The organism is Methylobacterium sp. Gmos3 (assembly GCF_056430985.1).
In genome coordinates this window covers 360,376-377,583 of record NZ_JBWJYL010000001.1, presented here as the reverse complement: position 1 = coordinate 377,583, position 17,208 = coordinate 360,376, and the positions used below count along the sequence as shown (strand labels likewise).

11 protein-coding genes are annotated in these 17,208 nt (G+C 68.4%); 10 read left to right on the top strand and 1 reads right to left on the bottom strand.

What is annotated here, in order from left to right; genetic code table 11:
* Positions 1-22: 22 nt before the first annotated feature.
* Entirely contained in the window at positions 23-1,330 is a 1,308-nt protein-coding gene (locus ACS5Q7_RS01840; RefSeq protein WP_478337714.1) for an O-antigen ligase family protein, read from the bottom strand.
* 318 nt (positions 1,331-1,648) lie between these two features.
* On the opposite strand from ACS5Q7_RS01840, the gene ACS5Q7_RS01835 reads away from it, so the two are divergent.
* From ACS5Q7_RS01835 to ACS5Q7_RS01790, 10 genes are all read left to right on the top strand, one after another.
* Positions 1,649-3,691 carry a YgiQ family radical SAM protein gene (locus ACS5Q7_RS01835; protein WP_478337713.1) on the top strand — a complete coding sequence of 681 codons (2,043 nt, stop codon included), beginning with the start codon at positions 1,649-1,651 and terminating at the stop codon, positions 3,689-3,691.
* 246 nt (positions 3,692-3,937) lie between these two features.
* The gene (locus tag ACS5Q7_RS01830) at positions 3,938-5,203 is read left to right on the top strand and encodes an efflux RND transporter periplasmic adaptor subunit (protein ID WP_478337712.1); all 1,266 of its coding nucleotides are present in this window, start codon (positions 3,938-3,940) and stop codon (positions 5,201-5,203) included.
* A 56-nt stretch (positions 5,204-5,259) separates the two neighbouring features.
* Complete coding sequence (locus ACS5Q7_RS01825; RefSeq protein ID WP_478338013.1) at positions 5,260-8,355, top strand: efflux RND transporter permease subunit; 3,096 nt, start codon at positions 5,260-5,262, stop codon at positions 8,353-8,355.
* Between the two features lie 99 nt (positions 8,356-8,454).
* Positions 8,455-9,261: a polysaccharide deacetylase family protein gene (locus ACS5Q7_RS01820; RefSeq protein ID WP_478337711.1), complete on the top strand. Its 807-nt coding sequence runs from the start codon at positions 8,455-8,457 to the stop codon at positions 9,259-9,261.
* Entirely contained in the window at positions 9,254-10,276 is a 1,023-nt protein-coding gene (locus ACS5Q7_RS01815; RefSeq protein ID WP_478337710.1) for a glycosyltransferase family 2 protein, read from the top strand. Before ACS5Q7_RS01820 ends, ACS5Q7_RS01815 begins: the two co-directional genes overlap by 8 nt.
* Positions 10,277-10,290: 14 nt before the next feature.
* Positions 10,291-11,568 (top strand): O-antigen ligase family protein, encoded by a 1,278-nt coding sequence (locus ACS5Q7_RS01810; protein WP_478337709.1) that lies wholly within the window; start codon positions 10,291-10,293, stop codon positions 11,566-11,568.
* Positions 11,569-11,985: 417 nt separating this feature from the next.
* Positions 11,986-13,140 (top strand): DUF1972 domain-containing protein, encoded by a 1,155-nt coding sequence (locus ACS5Q7_RS01805; protein WP_478338012.1) that lies wholly within the window; start codon positions 11,986-11,988, stop codon positions 13,138-13,140.
* A 54-nt stretch (positions 13,141-13,194) separates the two neighbouring features.
* Positions 13,195-14,559: a lipopolysaccharide biosynthesis protein gene (locus ACS5Q7_RS01800; protein ID WP_478337708.1), complete on the top strand. Its 1,365-nt coding sequence runs from the start codon at positions 13,195-13,197 to the stop codon at positions 14,557-14,559.
* Positions 14,556-15,716, top strand: coding sequence for a glycosyltransferase (locus ACS5Q7_RS01795; protein WP_478337707.1), 1,161 nt, complete (start codon positions 14,556-14,558; stop codon positions 15,714-15,716). The genes ACS5Q7_RS01800 and ACS5Q7_RS01795 overlap by 4 nt, the downstream gene beginning before the upstream one ends.
* Positions 15,717-15,734: 18 nt before the next feature.
* On the top strand, positions 15,735-16,868 hold the full coding sequence (locus ACS5Q7_RS01790; protein ID WP_478337706.1) for an endo-1,4-beta-xylanase: 1,134 nt from the start codon (positions 15,735-15,737) through the stop codon (positions 16,866-16,868).
* The last annotated feature ends 340 nt before the right edge of the window (positions 16,869-17,208 follow it).

Genomic DNA, 17,208 nt, shown 5'->3' with positions numbered 1-17,208 from the left:
GGAGCCGCCCGGTTCGGACGATCTACGAGGAGGAGATAGCGACGGCCTCGGGGCTTCGGGGCCGGACGGCGCCGAGCCTGCGGGTCCGAGACTTCGCCGTGTTGGACGCGGTTCGCGGGATCCGCGTGCCGGAGAGGGCAAAGTACAACAGGAGCATTGAGGAGTTGAAAGTGCCGATGCCGCCGGACTCGAACGCGGCATGGCTGATCCAGTCCAGGAGGATGGCGGCGCCGAACGCGGCGGACGGATCGCCGGTCTCCAGCGTCAGCGAGATTTTCCGAACGATCGCGACGATGAACAGGATGCAAAGACCGATCGCGATCGGAATGCCGAAGGCGACGGCGAATTCCAGTGCCGTGTTGTGGAAGTTGAAGCCCGACTTGCTCTTGATGCCGGCATAATTCCAAAGGATCTCCGCATCCGGATTGCCGATCACCCAGAAACCGTTGAATCCCGTGCCGAGCCACGGACGGGCCTCGATGGCGGCGCGGGCGCGCTCCCACAAGAATACGCGTCCGGTGAGATCGGCGGATTTATTGAAGAACTGCAGAATGGCGGCCCAGATATCGGCGCCGAAGATGATGCACAGGACGATGATCGGTATCGCGACGATCAGGATCTTGGCGCGATACTCCGGCGCCATTCTGGAGAGCCATTGCAGCCCGAAGAACGTAATGCCGTTGACGACGATGCCGACCAGCGCTCCCGAGGCACGCGCGGCCAGGATGGCGAACAGGCCGGTGACGAAGCACAGAATGCCGGCATAGACCGGCACCAGCCGTCGCGTGGCCAAGCCGTACTGGATGACGAACAACGCGGCCAGCGCGCCTCCCGATGCGATGGCCCCGATGTAGCTCTTACCGCCGTTGATGCCCACTTCGACGGACGCGCCCTGATTGAGCCAAGCGACCTTGTTCTGCGCGTAGACCGATATCAGCAGATACAGGAGGCTCGCCGCCATCTGGCCCATGATCGTTCCCGGCCTGTGCCAGTACGCCATATGCACGCCGATCACCGCGACGATGGCGAATTGGGTGCCGTAATAGAGCGTCACGGACGGATACTCTGACCATAAGAACGAGACGACGCATATGAACGCCGGGCAGAGTATCAGGGCTTCGCGATACAAGATCGTCAGTGTCGATGTCGGGTAGATGAGCAGCATGACGAATGCCGCTGCCAGGACCATGACGATACTGATCGTGGGCAGCAGGCTTGCGATATGGAGGATGAAGAAGATAAAGAACGAAAACAACATGCTGAACGTGCCGGGCCAACCCCAGCCGGCCGTATAGGGCGATGCGTCAACTCGGCTTCTCGCGGTCGTCATGCATCATGCTCTTGGTGGGTGAGCGGATACGGCTCGAAATTTCGTACTGATCGACCGGCGGAATCGCGCACGCTTGACTGCATCGAGCCGCGCCTTCTCCAGTTCGGCATAGTGTTGGCGGTGTCTATAGTACACGCCATTGTGAATCTCAAAAGCCTGCCGGCTCGCCGATCATGCAGGGCGAACCTTCACGCGTACGGCCAGAATGCGGCGCCATGGCGGTGCGGCCTCCGGCGGGCCCGGCCGCTGCGGGACAGCGACCACCGGGCGCCCCCCGCTTCGTTGAGATCGCAGCCCCGGCGGCCTATGCAGGGACCCATGGACCTTCGCGCTTCCACCGGCCAACCCGTGGCCCCCCTCGCCTGCCCGGCGCCGCATGCCGGCAAGGCGGCCCCGTTCCTGCCCATGAGCCTCGCGGAAATGGCGGCGCTCGGGTGGGATGCCTGCGACATCGTGCTGGTGACGGGCGACGCCTATGTCGACCATCCGAGTTTCGGCATGGCTATCATCGGCCGGCTGCTCGAATCGCAGGGGTTCAGGGTCGGCATCATCGCCCAGCCGGATTGGCAGTCGGCGGAGCCGTTCAAGGCGCTGGGCAAGCCGAGGCTGTTCTTCGGCGTCACCGGCGGCAACCTCGATTCGATGGTGAACCGCTACACGGCGGACCGCCGCCTGCGGCATGACGACGCCTACACGGCCGGCGGGGAAGGCGGAAAGCGGCCGGATCGCTGCACCATCGTCTACACGCAGCGCTGCCGCGAGGCCTACAAGGACGTGCCGATCATCCTCGGCGGCATCGAGGCCTCGCTGCGCCGCATCGCCCATTACGATTACTGGTCCGACAAGGTGCGCCGCTCGATCCTGGCCGACGCGAAGGCGGATCTGCTGATCTACGGCAATGCCGAGCGCGCCGTGGTCGAGGTGGCGAACCGCCTCGCGGCCGGCGAGACGCCGAAGGACCTCGACGCGATCCGGGGCGTCGCCCTGTTCCGCCGCGTGCCCGAGCACGTCACCGAACTTCCTGCCGACGACCTCGATTCGACCGACGAGGCCGCGACCCGCCGGCCGGGCGACACCGTGATCCGGCTCCCGGCCTACGAGCAGGTGAAGGACGACAAGGAGGCCTATGCCCGCGCCTCGCGGGTGCTGCACCGGGAGGCCAACCCCGGCAACGCCCGCCCGCTGGTCCAGCGCCACGGCGACCGCGACCTGTGGCTGAACCCGCCGCCGATCCCGCTCACCAGCGACGAGATGGATGCGGTCTACGACCTGCCCTACGCCCGCGCCCCGCATCCGTCCTACGGCGACGCGAAGATCCCCGCCTGGGACATGATCAAGTTCTCGGTGACGATCATGCGCGGCTGCTTCGGCGGCTGCACCTTCTGCTCGATCACCGAGCACGAGGGCCGCGTCATCCAGAACCGCTCGGAGGGCTCGATCCTGCGCGAGATCGAGCGGATCCGCGACAAGACGCCGGGTTTCACCGGCGTCATCTCGGATGTCGGCGGGCCGACCGCGAACATGTACCGGATGGCCTGCAAGGATCCAAAGATCGAGGCGGCGTGCCGCCTGCCCTCCTGCGTCTTCCCGGACATCTGCCCGAACCTCAACACCTCGCACGACGACCTGATCCGGCTCTACCGGAAGGTCCGCGAGGTGGAGGGCGTCAAGAAGGTGATGGTCGCCTCCGGCGTGCGCTACGACCTCGCGGTCAGGAGCCCGGAATACGTCAAGGAACTCGTGACCCACCATGTCGGCGGTCGCCTGAAGATCGCGCCCGAGCACACCGAGCGCGGCCCCCTCGACAAGATGATGAAGCCGGGGATCGGCACCTACGACCGCTTCAAGGCGATGTTCGACGCCGCCGCGAAGGAGGCCGGCAAGAAATACTACCTGATCCCGTATTTCATCGCGGCGCATCCGGGCACGACCGACGAGGACATGATGCACCTCGCGCTCTGGCTCAAGAAGAACGACTATCGCGCCGATCAGGTGCAGACCTTCCTGCCCTCGCCCATGGCGACCGCGACGGCCATGTACCACACCGAGATCAACCCGCTGCGGGGCGTGCGGCGCGGCGGCAGCGAGCCGGTCGAGGCGATCAAGGGGATGCGGCAGCGCCGGCTGCACAAGGCGTTCCTGCGCTACCACGACCCCGAGAACTGGCCCCTGCTGCGCGAGGCGTTGCGCGAGATGGGCCGCGCCGATCTCATCGGGCCGCGACCGGACCAGCTCGTGCCGTTCTCGCAGCCGCCGGGGACCGGCTCTGGGGCGGCGAACGGGCGGGGCCAGCCGCGCCCGGTCTATCGCCCGAAAGGCGGGCAGAGCTTCACCACGAAGGGCGTGCCCCTGAGGAAGTGACGCGCCCGGCGCGTCGCGACGACAGGGCGAATGCCCCAGAAACATCCCGGACACCCGACCGTGCCAGTATCCGCGTGAGACGACGGGGTGCCCTCACCTTCCCTCCCGGGCGGGTCGGCGGCGGATATCCTCTGCGGCGCAAGGAACACGTCGCCCGCGGCGTGTCTCGCTGGCACGTTGTCTGCGGCTGGATACAAAATTACTCTGGCTCCCAAAGCAGGCGGATCGACGGGCGGAAACCGGCCTATGCTGAGCGAAGACGTGCATGACCGCGACGCCTCTCGATCCGACGAGGCGGGCGCGCCGCGACGGGAGGGGAGCGGCCCCCTCGGTGCGACCGGTCCCGCGCCGAAACGCTCCCGCGCGGCGTGGCTGATCCTGCTGCTGCTCATCGGGGCGGGCGGCGGCGCCTATGGCTACACGCGCTGGACCCAGCCCCCGGCGAAGCCCAAGACGAGTGCCGCGCTGCCCGTGCCCGTCACCCTCGGCATGGTCGAGCAGGGGCCGTTCGCCCTGGTGTCGAACGGGCTCGGCACCGTTCAGGCCTTCAACACCGTTCAGGTGCGCACCCGCGTCGACGGCGAGATCCAGCAGGTCGCGTTCCGCGAGGGCCAGACCGTCCACAAGGGCGACCTCCTGGTGCAGGTCGACCCGCGCCCCTATCAGGCGGCGCTGGATCAGGCGAAGGCCAAGAAGGACCAGGACACGGCCAATCTCGGCAACGCCAAGGCCGACCAGACGCGCTATGCCGGCCTTGGCGCCTACGCCTCCCGCCAGCAACTGGAGACGCAGACCGCCCTCGTCGCCCAGCTCACCGCGCAGGTGGCCTCCGATCAGGCGGCCATCGACAACGCCACGACGCAGGTCGGCTACGCCTCGATCCGCGCGCCCATCGAGGGCGTCACGGGCTTCCGGCAGGTCGATATCGGCAACATCGTCACGGCGGCGGGGCAGACCCCGATCGTGACGATCACGCAGGTGGAGCCGATCTTCGTCGTCTTCACGGCGCCGGAGGACCAATTGCCCGCGATCACGGCCGCGCTGAAGGCCGGCGACGTGCCGGTGGAGGCATGGTCGTCCGACGGGCTCACCAAACTCGCGGACGGCAAGCTCGCCCTGTTCAACAACCAAGTCGACACCGCCACTGGCACGATCCGTCTGAAGGCGGTGTACGAGAACAAGACCCACACGCTGTGGCCGGGCCTCTCGGTCTCGACCAAGATGCGCGTCGGCACGGTGGCCCAGGCCATCACGGTTCCCGACGACGCGGTTCAGCACGGGCCGGACGGGCTGTTCGCCTTCATCGTGGACGACGCGAACCGGGCGCACCAGCGTCCGCTGAAGGCGGGGCGCTCGGATTCGGGCCGGACGCGGATCCTCAGCGGGGACATCCAGCCCGGCGAGCGGGTGATCGTCGCCGGCCAGTACAAGGTGCAGGAGGGCAGCCTCGTGGCCGATCCGCACGGGGCCGCGCACACCGCGCAGGTGGAGCAGGTGGGGACGGTCCGGTGACGAAGGGCGGCATCTCGGCGCCGTTCATCCGGTTCCCGGTCGCGACCACGCTGATCATGGTCGGGATCCTGTTCCTCGGGGTGGTGGCCTATCCGCTGCTCGGCGTCGCGCCGCTGCCGCAGGTGGATTTCCCGACGATCCAGGTGACGGCGCAGCTCCCCGGCGCGAGCCCGGAGACGATGGCCTCCTCGGTCGCGCAGCCGCTGGAGCGGCAGTTCTCGCAGATCCCCGGCGTCTCGCAGATGACCTCGACGAGTTCGCTCGGCATCTCGACGGTCACGGTGCAGTTCGACCTGAACCGCAACATCGACGGCGCAGCGAGCGACATCCAGGCGGCGATCAACGCCGCCAGCGGCCAGTTGCCGAAGAACCTGCCGACCCCGCCGACCTACCGCAAGGTCAATCCGGCGGACTCGCCGATCCTGCTATTGTCGGCCACCTCCGACACCATGCCGCTGATCGACGTGGACGACGCGGTGGACGTGCAACTCGCCCAGCGCATCAGCCAGATCTCGGGCGTCGCGCAGGTGTTCATCGGCGGCCAGCAGAAGCCCGCCGTGCGCATCCAGATCGATCCGGCCAAGCTCGTGGCCAAGGGCCTGTCCCTGGAGGACGTGCGCGCGCAGCTCACGCTCACCACCGTCAACAACCCGAAGGGCAGCATCGACGGCGGCAGCCACAGCTACACGATCTACGCCAACGACCAGCTCACCGCCGCGCAGAACTGGAACGACGTCATCGTCGCCTATCGCGACGGCGCCCCCTTGCGCGTGCGCGACATCGGCCAGGCGGTCGCCGGCCCGGAGGACACCAAGCAGGCGGGCTGGACCAACGGGAAGCGCGGCGTCTTCCTCGTGGTGTTCAAGCAGCCCGGCGCCAACGTCATCGACACGGTGGACAGCATCAAGGAGCAGCTGCCGCGCCTGACCGCCACCCTGCCGGCCGCCATCAAGATCGGCATCCTCAGCGACCGGACCCAGACGATCCGCGCCTCGGTGGAGGACGTGCAGTTCACCCTGATCCTGACGATCGCGCTGGTGGTCGGCGTGATCTTCGTCTTCCTGCGCAGCTTCTGGGCAACGGTGATCCCGAGCGTGACCGTGCCGCTGGCGCTGCTCGGCGCCTGCGCGCTGATGTGGATGGCGGGCTACACCCTCGACAACCTCTCCCTGATGGCCCTGACCATCTCGGTGGGTTTCGTGGTGGACGACGCCATCGTCGTCTTGGAGAATATCAGCCGCTACATCGAGGAGGGGATGCGGCCGATGGAGGCCGCGTTCAAGGGCGCGGGCGAGATCGGCTTCACCATCGTCTCGATCTCGGTCTCGCTGATCGCGGTGCTGATCCCCCTCCTTCTGATGGGCGGGATCATCGGGCGGCTGTTCCGCGAATTCGCCGTCGTGCTGTCGATGACCATCGCGGTCTCGGCCTTCGTGTCGCTGACGCTCACGCCGATGATGGCCTCGCGGCTCCTCAAGCCGCATTCGGCCGAGCGCCATGGCCGCCTCTACCGGATGAGCGAAGCCGCGTTCGATGGGCTGCTGGCGGCCTATGCCGACGCGCTGGATGTCGCCCTGCGCTTCCGCCGCGTGACGCTCCTCGTCTTCTTCGCCACGCTGGGGCTGACCGGCTACCTGTTCGTGGCGATCCCGAAGGGCTTCTTCCCGCAGCAGGACACCGGCTTCATGATCGGCGTCACCGAGGCGAACCAGGACATCTCGTTCTCAGGCATGAAGGCGCTGCAGGAGAAGGTCGGCGCCATCGTCCAGGCCGATCCGGCGGTGGCCGGGCTCGGCATGTCGCTCGGCGGCAACGGGCAGGCCCTGAACTCCGGGCGCATGTACATCGCCCTCAAGCCCCGCGACGAGCGCGATGCCAACGCGTTCCAGGTGATCTCCCGGCTGCGGCCGAAGCTGGAGCGGCTGGAGGGAATCCGCACCTTCATCCAGGCCACGCAGGACGTGCGAACCGGCGGCCGCACCTCGCGGACGCAGTTCGAGTACACGTTGCAGGACCCGGACCTCGCCGAACTGAACACCTGGGCGCCGCGCATCCTCGATAAGCTCAAGACCCTGCCCGAATTGCGCGACGTCGCCACCGACCAGCAGACGCGGGGCACGACGCTGACGCTGTCCATCGACCGCGACGCCGCCTCGCGCTACGGCATCACGCCCCAACTCATCGACGACACGCTCTACGACGCGTTCGGCCAACGCCAGATCGCGCAGTATTTCACCCAGCTGAACAGCTACCACGTGGTGATGGAAGTGCTGCCGGCGTTGCAGGGCAGCGTCGAGAGCCTGGACCGGATCTACATCAAGGCGCCGATCGGCGGCGGGCAGGTTCCGCTCGCGGCCTTCGCCCATTGGACGACCGATCCGGTGGCGCCGCTCGCGGTGAACCACCAGGGCCAGTTCCCGGCGGTGACGATCAGCTTCAACCTCGCGCCCGACGTGGCCCTGGGTCGGGCCACGGATGCCATCGGCCAGGCGATGCGGGATTTGCAGGTGCCGTCCACCGTGACGACCGGCTTCCAGGGCACCGCGCAGGCGTTCCAGCAATCGCTCGCGACGGTGCCGCTGCTGATCCTGGCGGCCCTGTTCGTGGTCTACCTGATCCTCGGCATCCTCTATGAGAGCTTCATCCACCCGATCACCATCCTGTCGACCCTGCCCTCGGCGGGCGTCGGCGCGCTGGCGGTGCTGATGGCGGCGGGGTTCGATTTCAGCCTGATCGCGCTGATCGGCATCATCCTCCTCATCGGCATCGTGAAAAAGAACGGCATCATGCTGGTCGACTTCGCCATCGTGGCCGAGCGCGAGGACGGGCTGACGCCGGAGGCCGCCATCCGGCAGGCGGCGCTTCTGCGCTTCCGCCCCATCCTGATGACCACGATGGCCGCCCTGCTCGGCGGCATCCCGCTGATGCTGGCGACAGGCACCGGTTCGGAGATCCGTCAGCCGTTGGGCTACGCCATGGTCGGCGGCCTCGCCGTGAGCCAGGTGCTGACGCTGTTCACGACGCCGGTGATCTACATCTACCTCGACCGGCTGGCGCACCGCCTGTCCTTCCGGGACAAGCCGGAGAGCGCGGACGGGGCGTCGGAGGCCGTGGACGGTCGCGGGTCAGGGTCGCTGCACCCGGCGGAATGATCGCCAGCGGGCGCGAAGCCCGGCTCCGCCGTTTCGACGCATTCACGTTCTGAAACGTTCTTGCTCCATGATGCACGAAGACAGTCGAGATCTTCGCCCGTGCCCCATGAGACGCTGAACGAGAAGATCAAGCGGCACCTCGCACGGCGGGTCGTGACCTCCCGCGTGCCCCTCACCCTCGACCGCGCGAGCGTGAGCTTCACCTTCGACGACATCGCCGACTCGGCGGCACGGGAGGGGGCGCGCCTCCTGGAGGAGCGGGGCGTGCGCGGGACGTTCTACGTCTGCGGCGGTCTCGCCGGCACCGGGTGGGATCTCTATCCCCTGGCGAGCCTCGAGACCGTGGCGGGCCTCGCCCGGCGCGGGCACGAGATCGGCTGCCACACCGCGACGCATCCGAACGGCGCGACGACCGGCACCTCTGCCTATCTGCGCGACGTCGAGGCGAATGCCGGCATCCTGGAGCCGGTGATCGGGCGGCGCCTCTCGACCTTCGCCTATCCCTACGGCGCGATCGGATTGCCGCATAAGCTGGCGCTCCAACGCAGGTTCCTCGCCTGCCGGGGCATCCATGGCGGCCCGATTACCCGCCGGTTCGACCGTGGCCGCCTGGAGGCGGTGGCCCTGGAGGACGCGACCATCGGCGAGGCCGGGATCGACGCGGTGCTGGACGACGCCGTGGCGCGGGGCGCGTGGCTCGTCTTCTACGCGCACGACGTGGCGAGCCGCCCGACCCGGTTCGGGGTGACGCCGGAGCGCCTTGCCTACGCGGTGGAGGGAGCGCTCGCGCGCGGCTGCCGCGTCGACACCGTCGCCGGCCTTCTCGGGCGGGCGACGGTCCTCCCGGCCGCATCCGAGCCGAGGACGGACCAGCCTGAAACGCGGCGCGAGCCCCCCCGTGAGTGATTGCATCATGAACCCCCAGCGGGCGGACGCCGACAGCTACACGCTCGTCCATGACGGTCGGGGCCGTGAGGCATCCGTCCAGCCGGCGGTCGTCGTCTGCGTCCTGACCCTGCGCCGGCCCGATCACCTCGCCCTCACCCTGCGCTCGCTGAAGGAACAGGATTTCGGCCGGCCCTTCGCCTGCGTCGTCGCCGACAACGACCCGCAGGGCCGCGCGGGCGCCGCCCTGGCGCAGACCCTGATCGGCGCGGGCGAGATCGCGGGCGTCGCCGTGGTCGTGTCCCAGCCGGGCCATTGCTCGGCCTGCAACGGCGCCTTCGCCGCGGCGCGGGCGCTCTATCCCGAGACGCCCCTGGTCGCGATGATCGACGACGACGAACTCGCCGAGCCGGATTGGCTGCGGCGGATCGTGGACGCGCAGGAACGCTCCGGCGCCGATCTCGTGGGCGGTCCGGTCCTGCCCCGGTTCGAGAGGCCGGATGCCGCCCGCTTCTCCGATCACCCGGTGTTCAAGCCCTATTACAGCGCGTCCGGCCCCGTGCCGTTCCTCTACGGCAGCGGCAACTTCGTGATGCGCGCGACCGTGCTCGACCGTCTGGCTCAGCCCTATTTCGATCCGGTCTTCGACTTCGTCGGAGGCGGGGATCTCGATTTCTTCAAGCGGGCGCGGGATGCCGGCTTCTCGGCCTGGTTCGAGCCTGCGGCGCGGGCGGTCGAGACCGTCCCGGCGAGCCGGACCACCCTGCGCTGGGTGATCGCGCGCAGCCTGCGCTACGGGGCGATCAACTACATGATCGAGCGCAAGAACGCGCGGCGGCCGGGCGAGCGGCTGCGCATCGCGCTGAAGAGCGGGGCGTTGCTCGGGGTCGGGCTGGTCCGAGCCCTGTCCCGTCTCGCGAGGACGCGCGACCTCCTCATCGCCGCCCATCCGATGCTGGAGGCGATCGGCCGGGTGACGGCCCAGGCCGGATTGAGGCCCGAGCAGTATCGCCAGAGGGGGGCGCGTCCGTCGTGAAGAGCAGCGCCGCCATGAGGGCGCCGAGCCTGGACGTCGATCTCGCGACGCGGGCCGGCCTGTTCATCACCACGCTGCTGGTGTTCTGGATCACCCTCGATCCTTTGAAGGATCTGTCGAGCGGCGCGGTTCTGAAGACGACCGAATCGTCGGACCTGCTGAACCAGATCCTGTACCTGACCCTGTTCGGCCTCTGCGCGTGGAAGCTCGCGGAGATGGGCTGGCGCCGCATCCTGCCGCTCGCCCATCCGGCCTACGGGGCGGTGATGGGGTGGTTCCTGGTGGACAGCGCCTTCGCGATCAATCCCGGCATCTCGGTGCGCCGGCTGATCCTGACGGCCATCGTCATGGCGATCGTCGGGACGCTCCTGCTCCTGCCGCGCGACCGCCGGCAATTCGAGTCCTGGCTCGGCGGCGTCGCCCTCACCGTCGTCCTCCTCTGCTACCTCGCGGTCCTGCTCGTGCCGCATCTCGCCGTGCACCAGAGCGATGCCGCCATGGAGGTCAACCTCGCCGGATCATGGCGCGGCCTCTACGACCACAAGTCCCGAACCGGGCCGATGATGGTCGTCTTCCTGTTCATCGGGATCTTCCTGACCACCCAGCGACGCGTCGTCCTCGGCCCCGGCCTCGCGGTCCTGTCGGCGATCTTCCTGGCCTTCACCGGCGCCAAGCAACCGCAGGCCCTCATCCCCTTCGTGCTGGTCTGGTCGTCTCTCGCGATCCGCGTTCGGTCCCAGCGGGTTCTCGCCCTCCTGTGCTTGGTGCCGCTCGGCCTGTACCTGATCTTCACCGTGGGATCGGCCATGCTCCCGTGGGTCGCCGCGATCAACGACCGCATCATGAGCGATCCCACCTTCACGAACCGCACCGGGATCTGGGATTTCGCGATCGACGAGTTCAAGAAGCGCCCGCTCTTCGGCTACGGCTTCCTCGGGTTCTGGAACACCGACTACGCCCGATACTCGACCGACGAGGCCAGCAACCCCTGGGCGGCGACCGCCTCCCACTCCCACGATTCCTACCTCGATCTCGCCCTCACCACCGGCCTGCCCGGCCTCCTGATCGCCTGCTGGGGGCTGATCGTCCTGCCGCTCCAGGATTTCATGCGCTCGCGGGCGATCCCGGAAAACCGCGCGCTGGCGTTGCTGTTCTTCCAGATCTGGCTGTTCGCCGTCTTCCTCGGCTCGATGGAGACGCTGTTCTTCCAGCGCGACGAGGCGTTCTGGGTCGCCTTCCTGATCGCGACCTTCGGACTGCGCTTCCTCGCGGCCCATCGCGTCAGGCCCTGAGGCGGGCCACCGCCCATGCCATGGATGATGGAACGCGCGGGGCGCGCGGCGAGGCGATGCCATCGGCATCGCGCTTCGAATGCAATATAGGGTTAACTTGTTAATACTCAGAACTTGCTTGGTTTGTAGTACCTAGTCTTCGCTACTTGCCTGGGGACACTATCGATAATTTTCGGTGCCAGGATTGACGTTATGTCGTAGGATGCGTTTCGTAAACGCGTCTTGCCGGCCTGCATCGACTTTGCGCGATGCCGAAACCGCGAGGGTCCATCTCGATCGGAAACGCCCCGCACACACACGCCATGTCGACATCGGCGACGAGTGACAGGTCGAGGAACGCCAGTGCCGAATGAGAACACCTGCACGGAGTGGAGTTGCGAGACCGGGACCGGCGGGTATGAGGCGTCCGCTCCCGCGATCCTGATCCTCGGCTCCCGCGGCATTCCGGCGGCGTATGGCGGCTTCGAGACCTTCGCCGAGCGCCTCGCCCTCTATCTCGTGGCGCGCGGATGGCGGGTCGGCGTCTATTGCCAGAACGACGTGGACGCGGTGCGTCGGCGCTTTCGGACCGAGCGCTGGAAGGGCATCGACCTGATCCAGATCGAGGTCGCCGGCGGCGGGCCGGCCGCGACCCTCAAGTTCGACGCCTATTCCGTCCTCGACGCCGGGCAGCGGGACGCGGTGAACCTTGTGCTGGGCTACAATAGCGCCGTCCTGCTGCCCTATCTGCGGTTGCGGGGGCGACAGGTCCTCACGAACATGGACGGGATCGAGTGGCGCCGGCCGAAATGGTCGGGCGCGGTCCGCGCGTGGTTCTGGATCAACGAATGGATCGCCGCGTGGTCGTCGCAACGCCTCATCGCGGACCATCCCAAGATCGCCGACCATCTGGCGACGCGGCGACCGCGCCGGTCCATCGCCACGATCCCCTATGGCGGCGATCCGATCACGCACCGCGATCCCGCGCCGCTGGCGAGGCTCGGGCTGACGACGGATCGCTACCTCGTGTCGATCGCCCGGATCGAGCCGGACAACAACATCCTCGCCATCGTGGAGGCGTTCTCGCGCAAGCGCCGCGACTGCCGCCTGGTCGTCGTCGGCGGGCTCGATGCGGAGAATGCCTATCACGCCGCGATCCGCGCGGTGGCGAGCGACGAAGTGATCTTCCCCGGCGCGATCTACGATGCGGACATCGTGGCGGCGCTGCGCGGACATGCCCGCGCCTATCTCCACGGCCACACGGTCGGGGGCACGAACCCCTCGCTCGTCGAGGCGCTCTGGGCCGGCAACGCGGTGCTCGCCCACGACAATCCGTTCAACCGGCTCACGGCCGGCGAGGCCCAGATGTATTTCTCGGACGTGGAGAGTTGCGAGCGGGGAATCGAGACGATCCTGCGCGACGATGTCCTGGTGGCGCGGGCCCGCGCCGCCGCCCTCACGCAGGCCTCCGAGCATTTCGTATGGGAGGAGATCCTGCGGGCCTACGAGGTCGAGTGTCTCGCGGCGTGGACGAAGGCCCGGCGGAACGACGGCACCCCCGCCCGAGCCGGAGACGCGGCCCCCGGGGCATGACCGCCGGATCGAGGACCCGTTCGGTGACGAGGATGACCGGCATCGGGGGCCGCCATGCCGGCTGACCGCCGTTCACGGCCGAGCCGTCTCGGCCTGCTCGCCGAACGCTACGCCCTGCCCGTGCTGGATCTCGCGCGCCTCAGGACCGCCGGCCAGCGCCTGGGGCTGCCGTCGATCAGCGCGACGACCTTGCGCGACTACGCCCACCTCTTCAGCGGCTCGCTGGGGCGGCTCTGTCTGTCGCTGCTGTATTTCCTGTGCCTGACGCACGGGTTGAGCATCGTCGATTTCGGGTTCTTCGCCGGCGCGGTGGCGGTCGGGACCGTCCTGGCGCGCCTCGCGGCCTTCGGCTACGGCTCCAACCTCTTTCAGGTCGGCGCGATCCGGCCCCGGCTGCTCGGGCACTACTACGCCAATTACCTGATCTGGCTGCTCGCCAGCATCCTGCCCTGCGCGATCCTGGCCTTCGCGATCTACCGGCTGTTCTTCGACCAGCCGGACCGGATCCTGCCCTACTTCCTCATCGTCGCCTCGGAGGTCCTGCCGTGGCGGATGATCGACACGGCCTCGACGGTGAGCAGCGGCCTCGGCCGGTTCGACCATGCCTCGCTGGCGTTCAACCTCGGCGCGGTCTGCAAGGCGGCGATGGCGATCGTCTTCCTGTTCCTGCCGGGCTCGACCCTGCTGGAATGGGCGATGCTCTACCTCGTGAGCAACACCCTGGCGCTCGGGCTGATCCTCGTCTTCCTCCTGCCGCGCAGGCGCTTGCGCTGGCGCCGGAGCGCGACGCTCCTGCGCGCCCGCAACGCCCTGGCGCTCAGCGGATCGGGGCTCGCCTACACGCTGCAGGCCGAGATCGACAAGGTGCTGGTGCTGACCTTCGGCGGCGGGGTCGCGGCGGGCCTGTATGCCATCTGCATCCGCGTGATCGACCTTACGGCGGTGCCGATCCGGGCGTTCAATGTCCTGATGATCCAGCGGGTCCTGGTCAATCGCAGCAGCATGGCGGGCGGGCGGGCCAAGATCGTCGTGGAGATCCTGATCGCCGCCGTCTCGACGGCGGCCTATGGCGGCATCGTCGTCGCGCTCTGGTTCGCGCCGAACCTGCTGGGCCACGAGGTCGCCCAGGCGGTCGGCCTGCTCGGATTGCTCTGGCTGGTGCCGGCCCTGCGCAATCTCATCGAGTATCAGGTGGAACTGCTCTACGCGAACGGGCGCATGACGACGACCTTCCACGTGGCCCTGGCGGTGACGGTCGTGAAGTCGGCCCTGATGATCGCGGTGTTCTGGCGGTTCGGCGGCGACGACGAGTGGATCACGCCGGTCAACCTCGTCTTCCTCGCCTCCTATCTCGTCTCGACGGTCATGACGTACCGGGCGCTGCGCCAGCCGCCCGCCATCGTCCCGGACAGCCCGTGAGGCCGGTGCCCATGCGGATCGCCTTCCTCACGACCCTGGTTCCCAACACGCTGCGCACCGGCAGCGAGATCGCCACGCGGGCGATCCTGTCGGTGCTGGAGGATCTGGGGCACGACGTCACGCTCTTCGCCTATGGCCGCGCGCCGTTCCGGGTGGAATCGCCGGTCGAGACCGTCCTGCTGGCGACGATCCCGGTGGAATCCGCGACGGCGCCGCGCGCCGAACAGGCGGCCTGGGCGTGGCGCTCCCTCCGCTCCGGCCTGCCGATCTCGTCGGAGAAGTACAATTACTGCCCACCGGATCGTCTCGCAGCGGAGATCGCCCGCACGAACCCCGACCTTCTGATCGCCGATCACGTCAACCTCTATCCGTTCGTGACCGGGCTGGCGCCGCGCATCCCCATCGGCGTCATCTTCCACGACGTGCAGGCCCTCTCCTACGCGATGGTGGCGGAGAAGGCCGCGCGGCCATGGTGGCGGGCCATCTACGCGCGGGAGGCGCGGCTGAACGCCCGCCTGGAGCGCCGCGCCGGGGCGGAGGCGCGGTTCGCCCTCTTCCTGTCGGAGGCCGATGCCGACGCGGCGCGCGCGCGCCTCGGCATCGCCGCGCCGGGGGTGCTGCCCCTGTTCTTCCCCACCCCGCCCGAGCCGCCTCCCCCGCTGGCGCCGGAACATGACATCGGCCTGATCGGCACCTGGAGCTGGCCCCCGGTCCGCCAGGGGATGGCGTGGTTCCTCGATGAGGTCGTGCCGCGCCTGCCGCCCGAACTCAGCATCGCGATCGCCGGATCGGGCTCCGAGACGCTTCCTCCCGGCCGCGTCCGGCGCCTCGGCCTCGTGCCGTCCGCCCGCGCCTTCCTGGCGAGCGTCCGCGTCTCCGCCGTGCCGACGACCGCCGGAACCGGCATCCAGATCAAGACCCTCGAACTCGCCGCGACGGGCACCCCCGCCGTCTCCACGCCGCTCGGCGTGCGCGGCCTCGACGCCCTGCCCGGAACCATCACGGTGGCGGAGGGGCCGCAGGCCTTCGCCGACGCCCTCGCGGAGGCCGTGCGCAACCCCAGGCCCCGCGCCGCCGATGCGGGTCAGGCCTGGAACGAGGCCCGCCGCGCCGAAGCCCGGCGGGTGATGGAGACGGCCCTGGCGAGGCTTCGCTGACGCGGAGGGAGGACCGGAATGGTGTTTCGGGCGCGGATCGATCGTCGGACGGCCCTCCGGGGGGCGGCCCTCGGGGCCGGGCTCGCGATGGAGCCGGCCCTCGCGGCGGCGGCCACGCGGCCGAAGCCCGCCTCCATGCCGCTCGGCACGCCGCTCGGGTGCGCCGTGCAGGCGGACCTCCTCGCGACCGACAGCGCCTACCGGCAGGCGATCATCCGCGACTGCGACATGGTCGTGACCGAGGATGCGCTGAAGTGGGATCGCCTGCGCCCGAGCCGGGGCAAGTTCGATTTCACCGAGGGCGATGCCATCGTGAGCTTCGCGCAGGCCGCAGGCCTCGCCGTTCGCGGGCACGCGCTGGTCTTCCATGGCCAAGTGCCGCCCTGGCTCGACACGATGCGCAGCCGCGCCGAGGCCGAGGCCGAGATGCGCAAGCACATCACGACCGTCGTTGGCCATTATCGCGGCAGGATCGCCTCCTGGGACGTGGTCAACGAGTTCACGGACGACAGCCCCGAGCGGGGAACGGGCTTGCGCGATACGATCTGGCGCCGCCTGATCGGCGACGGCTACATCGAGATGGCCCTGCGGTTGGCCGCCCAGGCCGACCCCTCGGCGCAACTCGTGCTCAGCGACTACTTCCTCGAATTCGCCGGGGAGCACTACGATTCCCGCCGCGAGGTGATGCTTCGCACCGCCCAGTCGATGGTGACGAAGGGCGTGCCCCTGCACGGGATCGGGATGCAGGGACATCTCTATTCGGATCGCGTCGTGGACAGGGAGGCGGTCGGCCGCTTCGTCGCGGAGGTCCGGGCGCTGGGGCTCGTCGTGCTCGTGACCGAACTCGACGTCATCGATCAGACCTTCCCGGCCGATCTGCGCCAGCGCGACGAACTCGTGGCCCAGCAGGCGTTTCAGCTCCTCGACGCCATCTCGGTGGCCGGGGGCGCCGACGCGGTGCTGACCTGGGGCCTTCGCGACCGCGACAGCTGGACCCGCTGGCACAAGCCGCGCCCGGACGGCCTGCCCACCCGCTCGCTGCCGCTCGACGATGACCTGAAGCCCAAGCCCCTGCATCACGTCATGCAGCACTTCCGCCGCCGCGTCGTGGCGAGTGCCGCCCCGGCCGGAAGCGGCAAGCGGATGCCGTGACGGCCTCGACGGAGCCAATGCGGGGGCCGAGAACCGGACTTCAATCAGCATCCGGTCGGGATGGATTGAGAAAATATACACTGAATTCGGTACTCAGCCTCATTGCTGTCGCAGATGCAAATAGTTTAGAGCGGTTTCCAAGAACGCTGGATCGAGTAACTTCTTCGTCTTTGCGAGCGGAGCGAAGCAATTCAGGGACGGAGGGGTCGACACCCGCTCCCACCGGGCGGGTCCGCCGCGATGCCCTGCGACACGCGCATCCCGGCGGCGGCTGTCCCCATGGCCCTCCCGTTGCGGGGTAGCGAAATCGCTGTTCCTCTAGGACAATCTCCGTCCGACG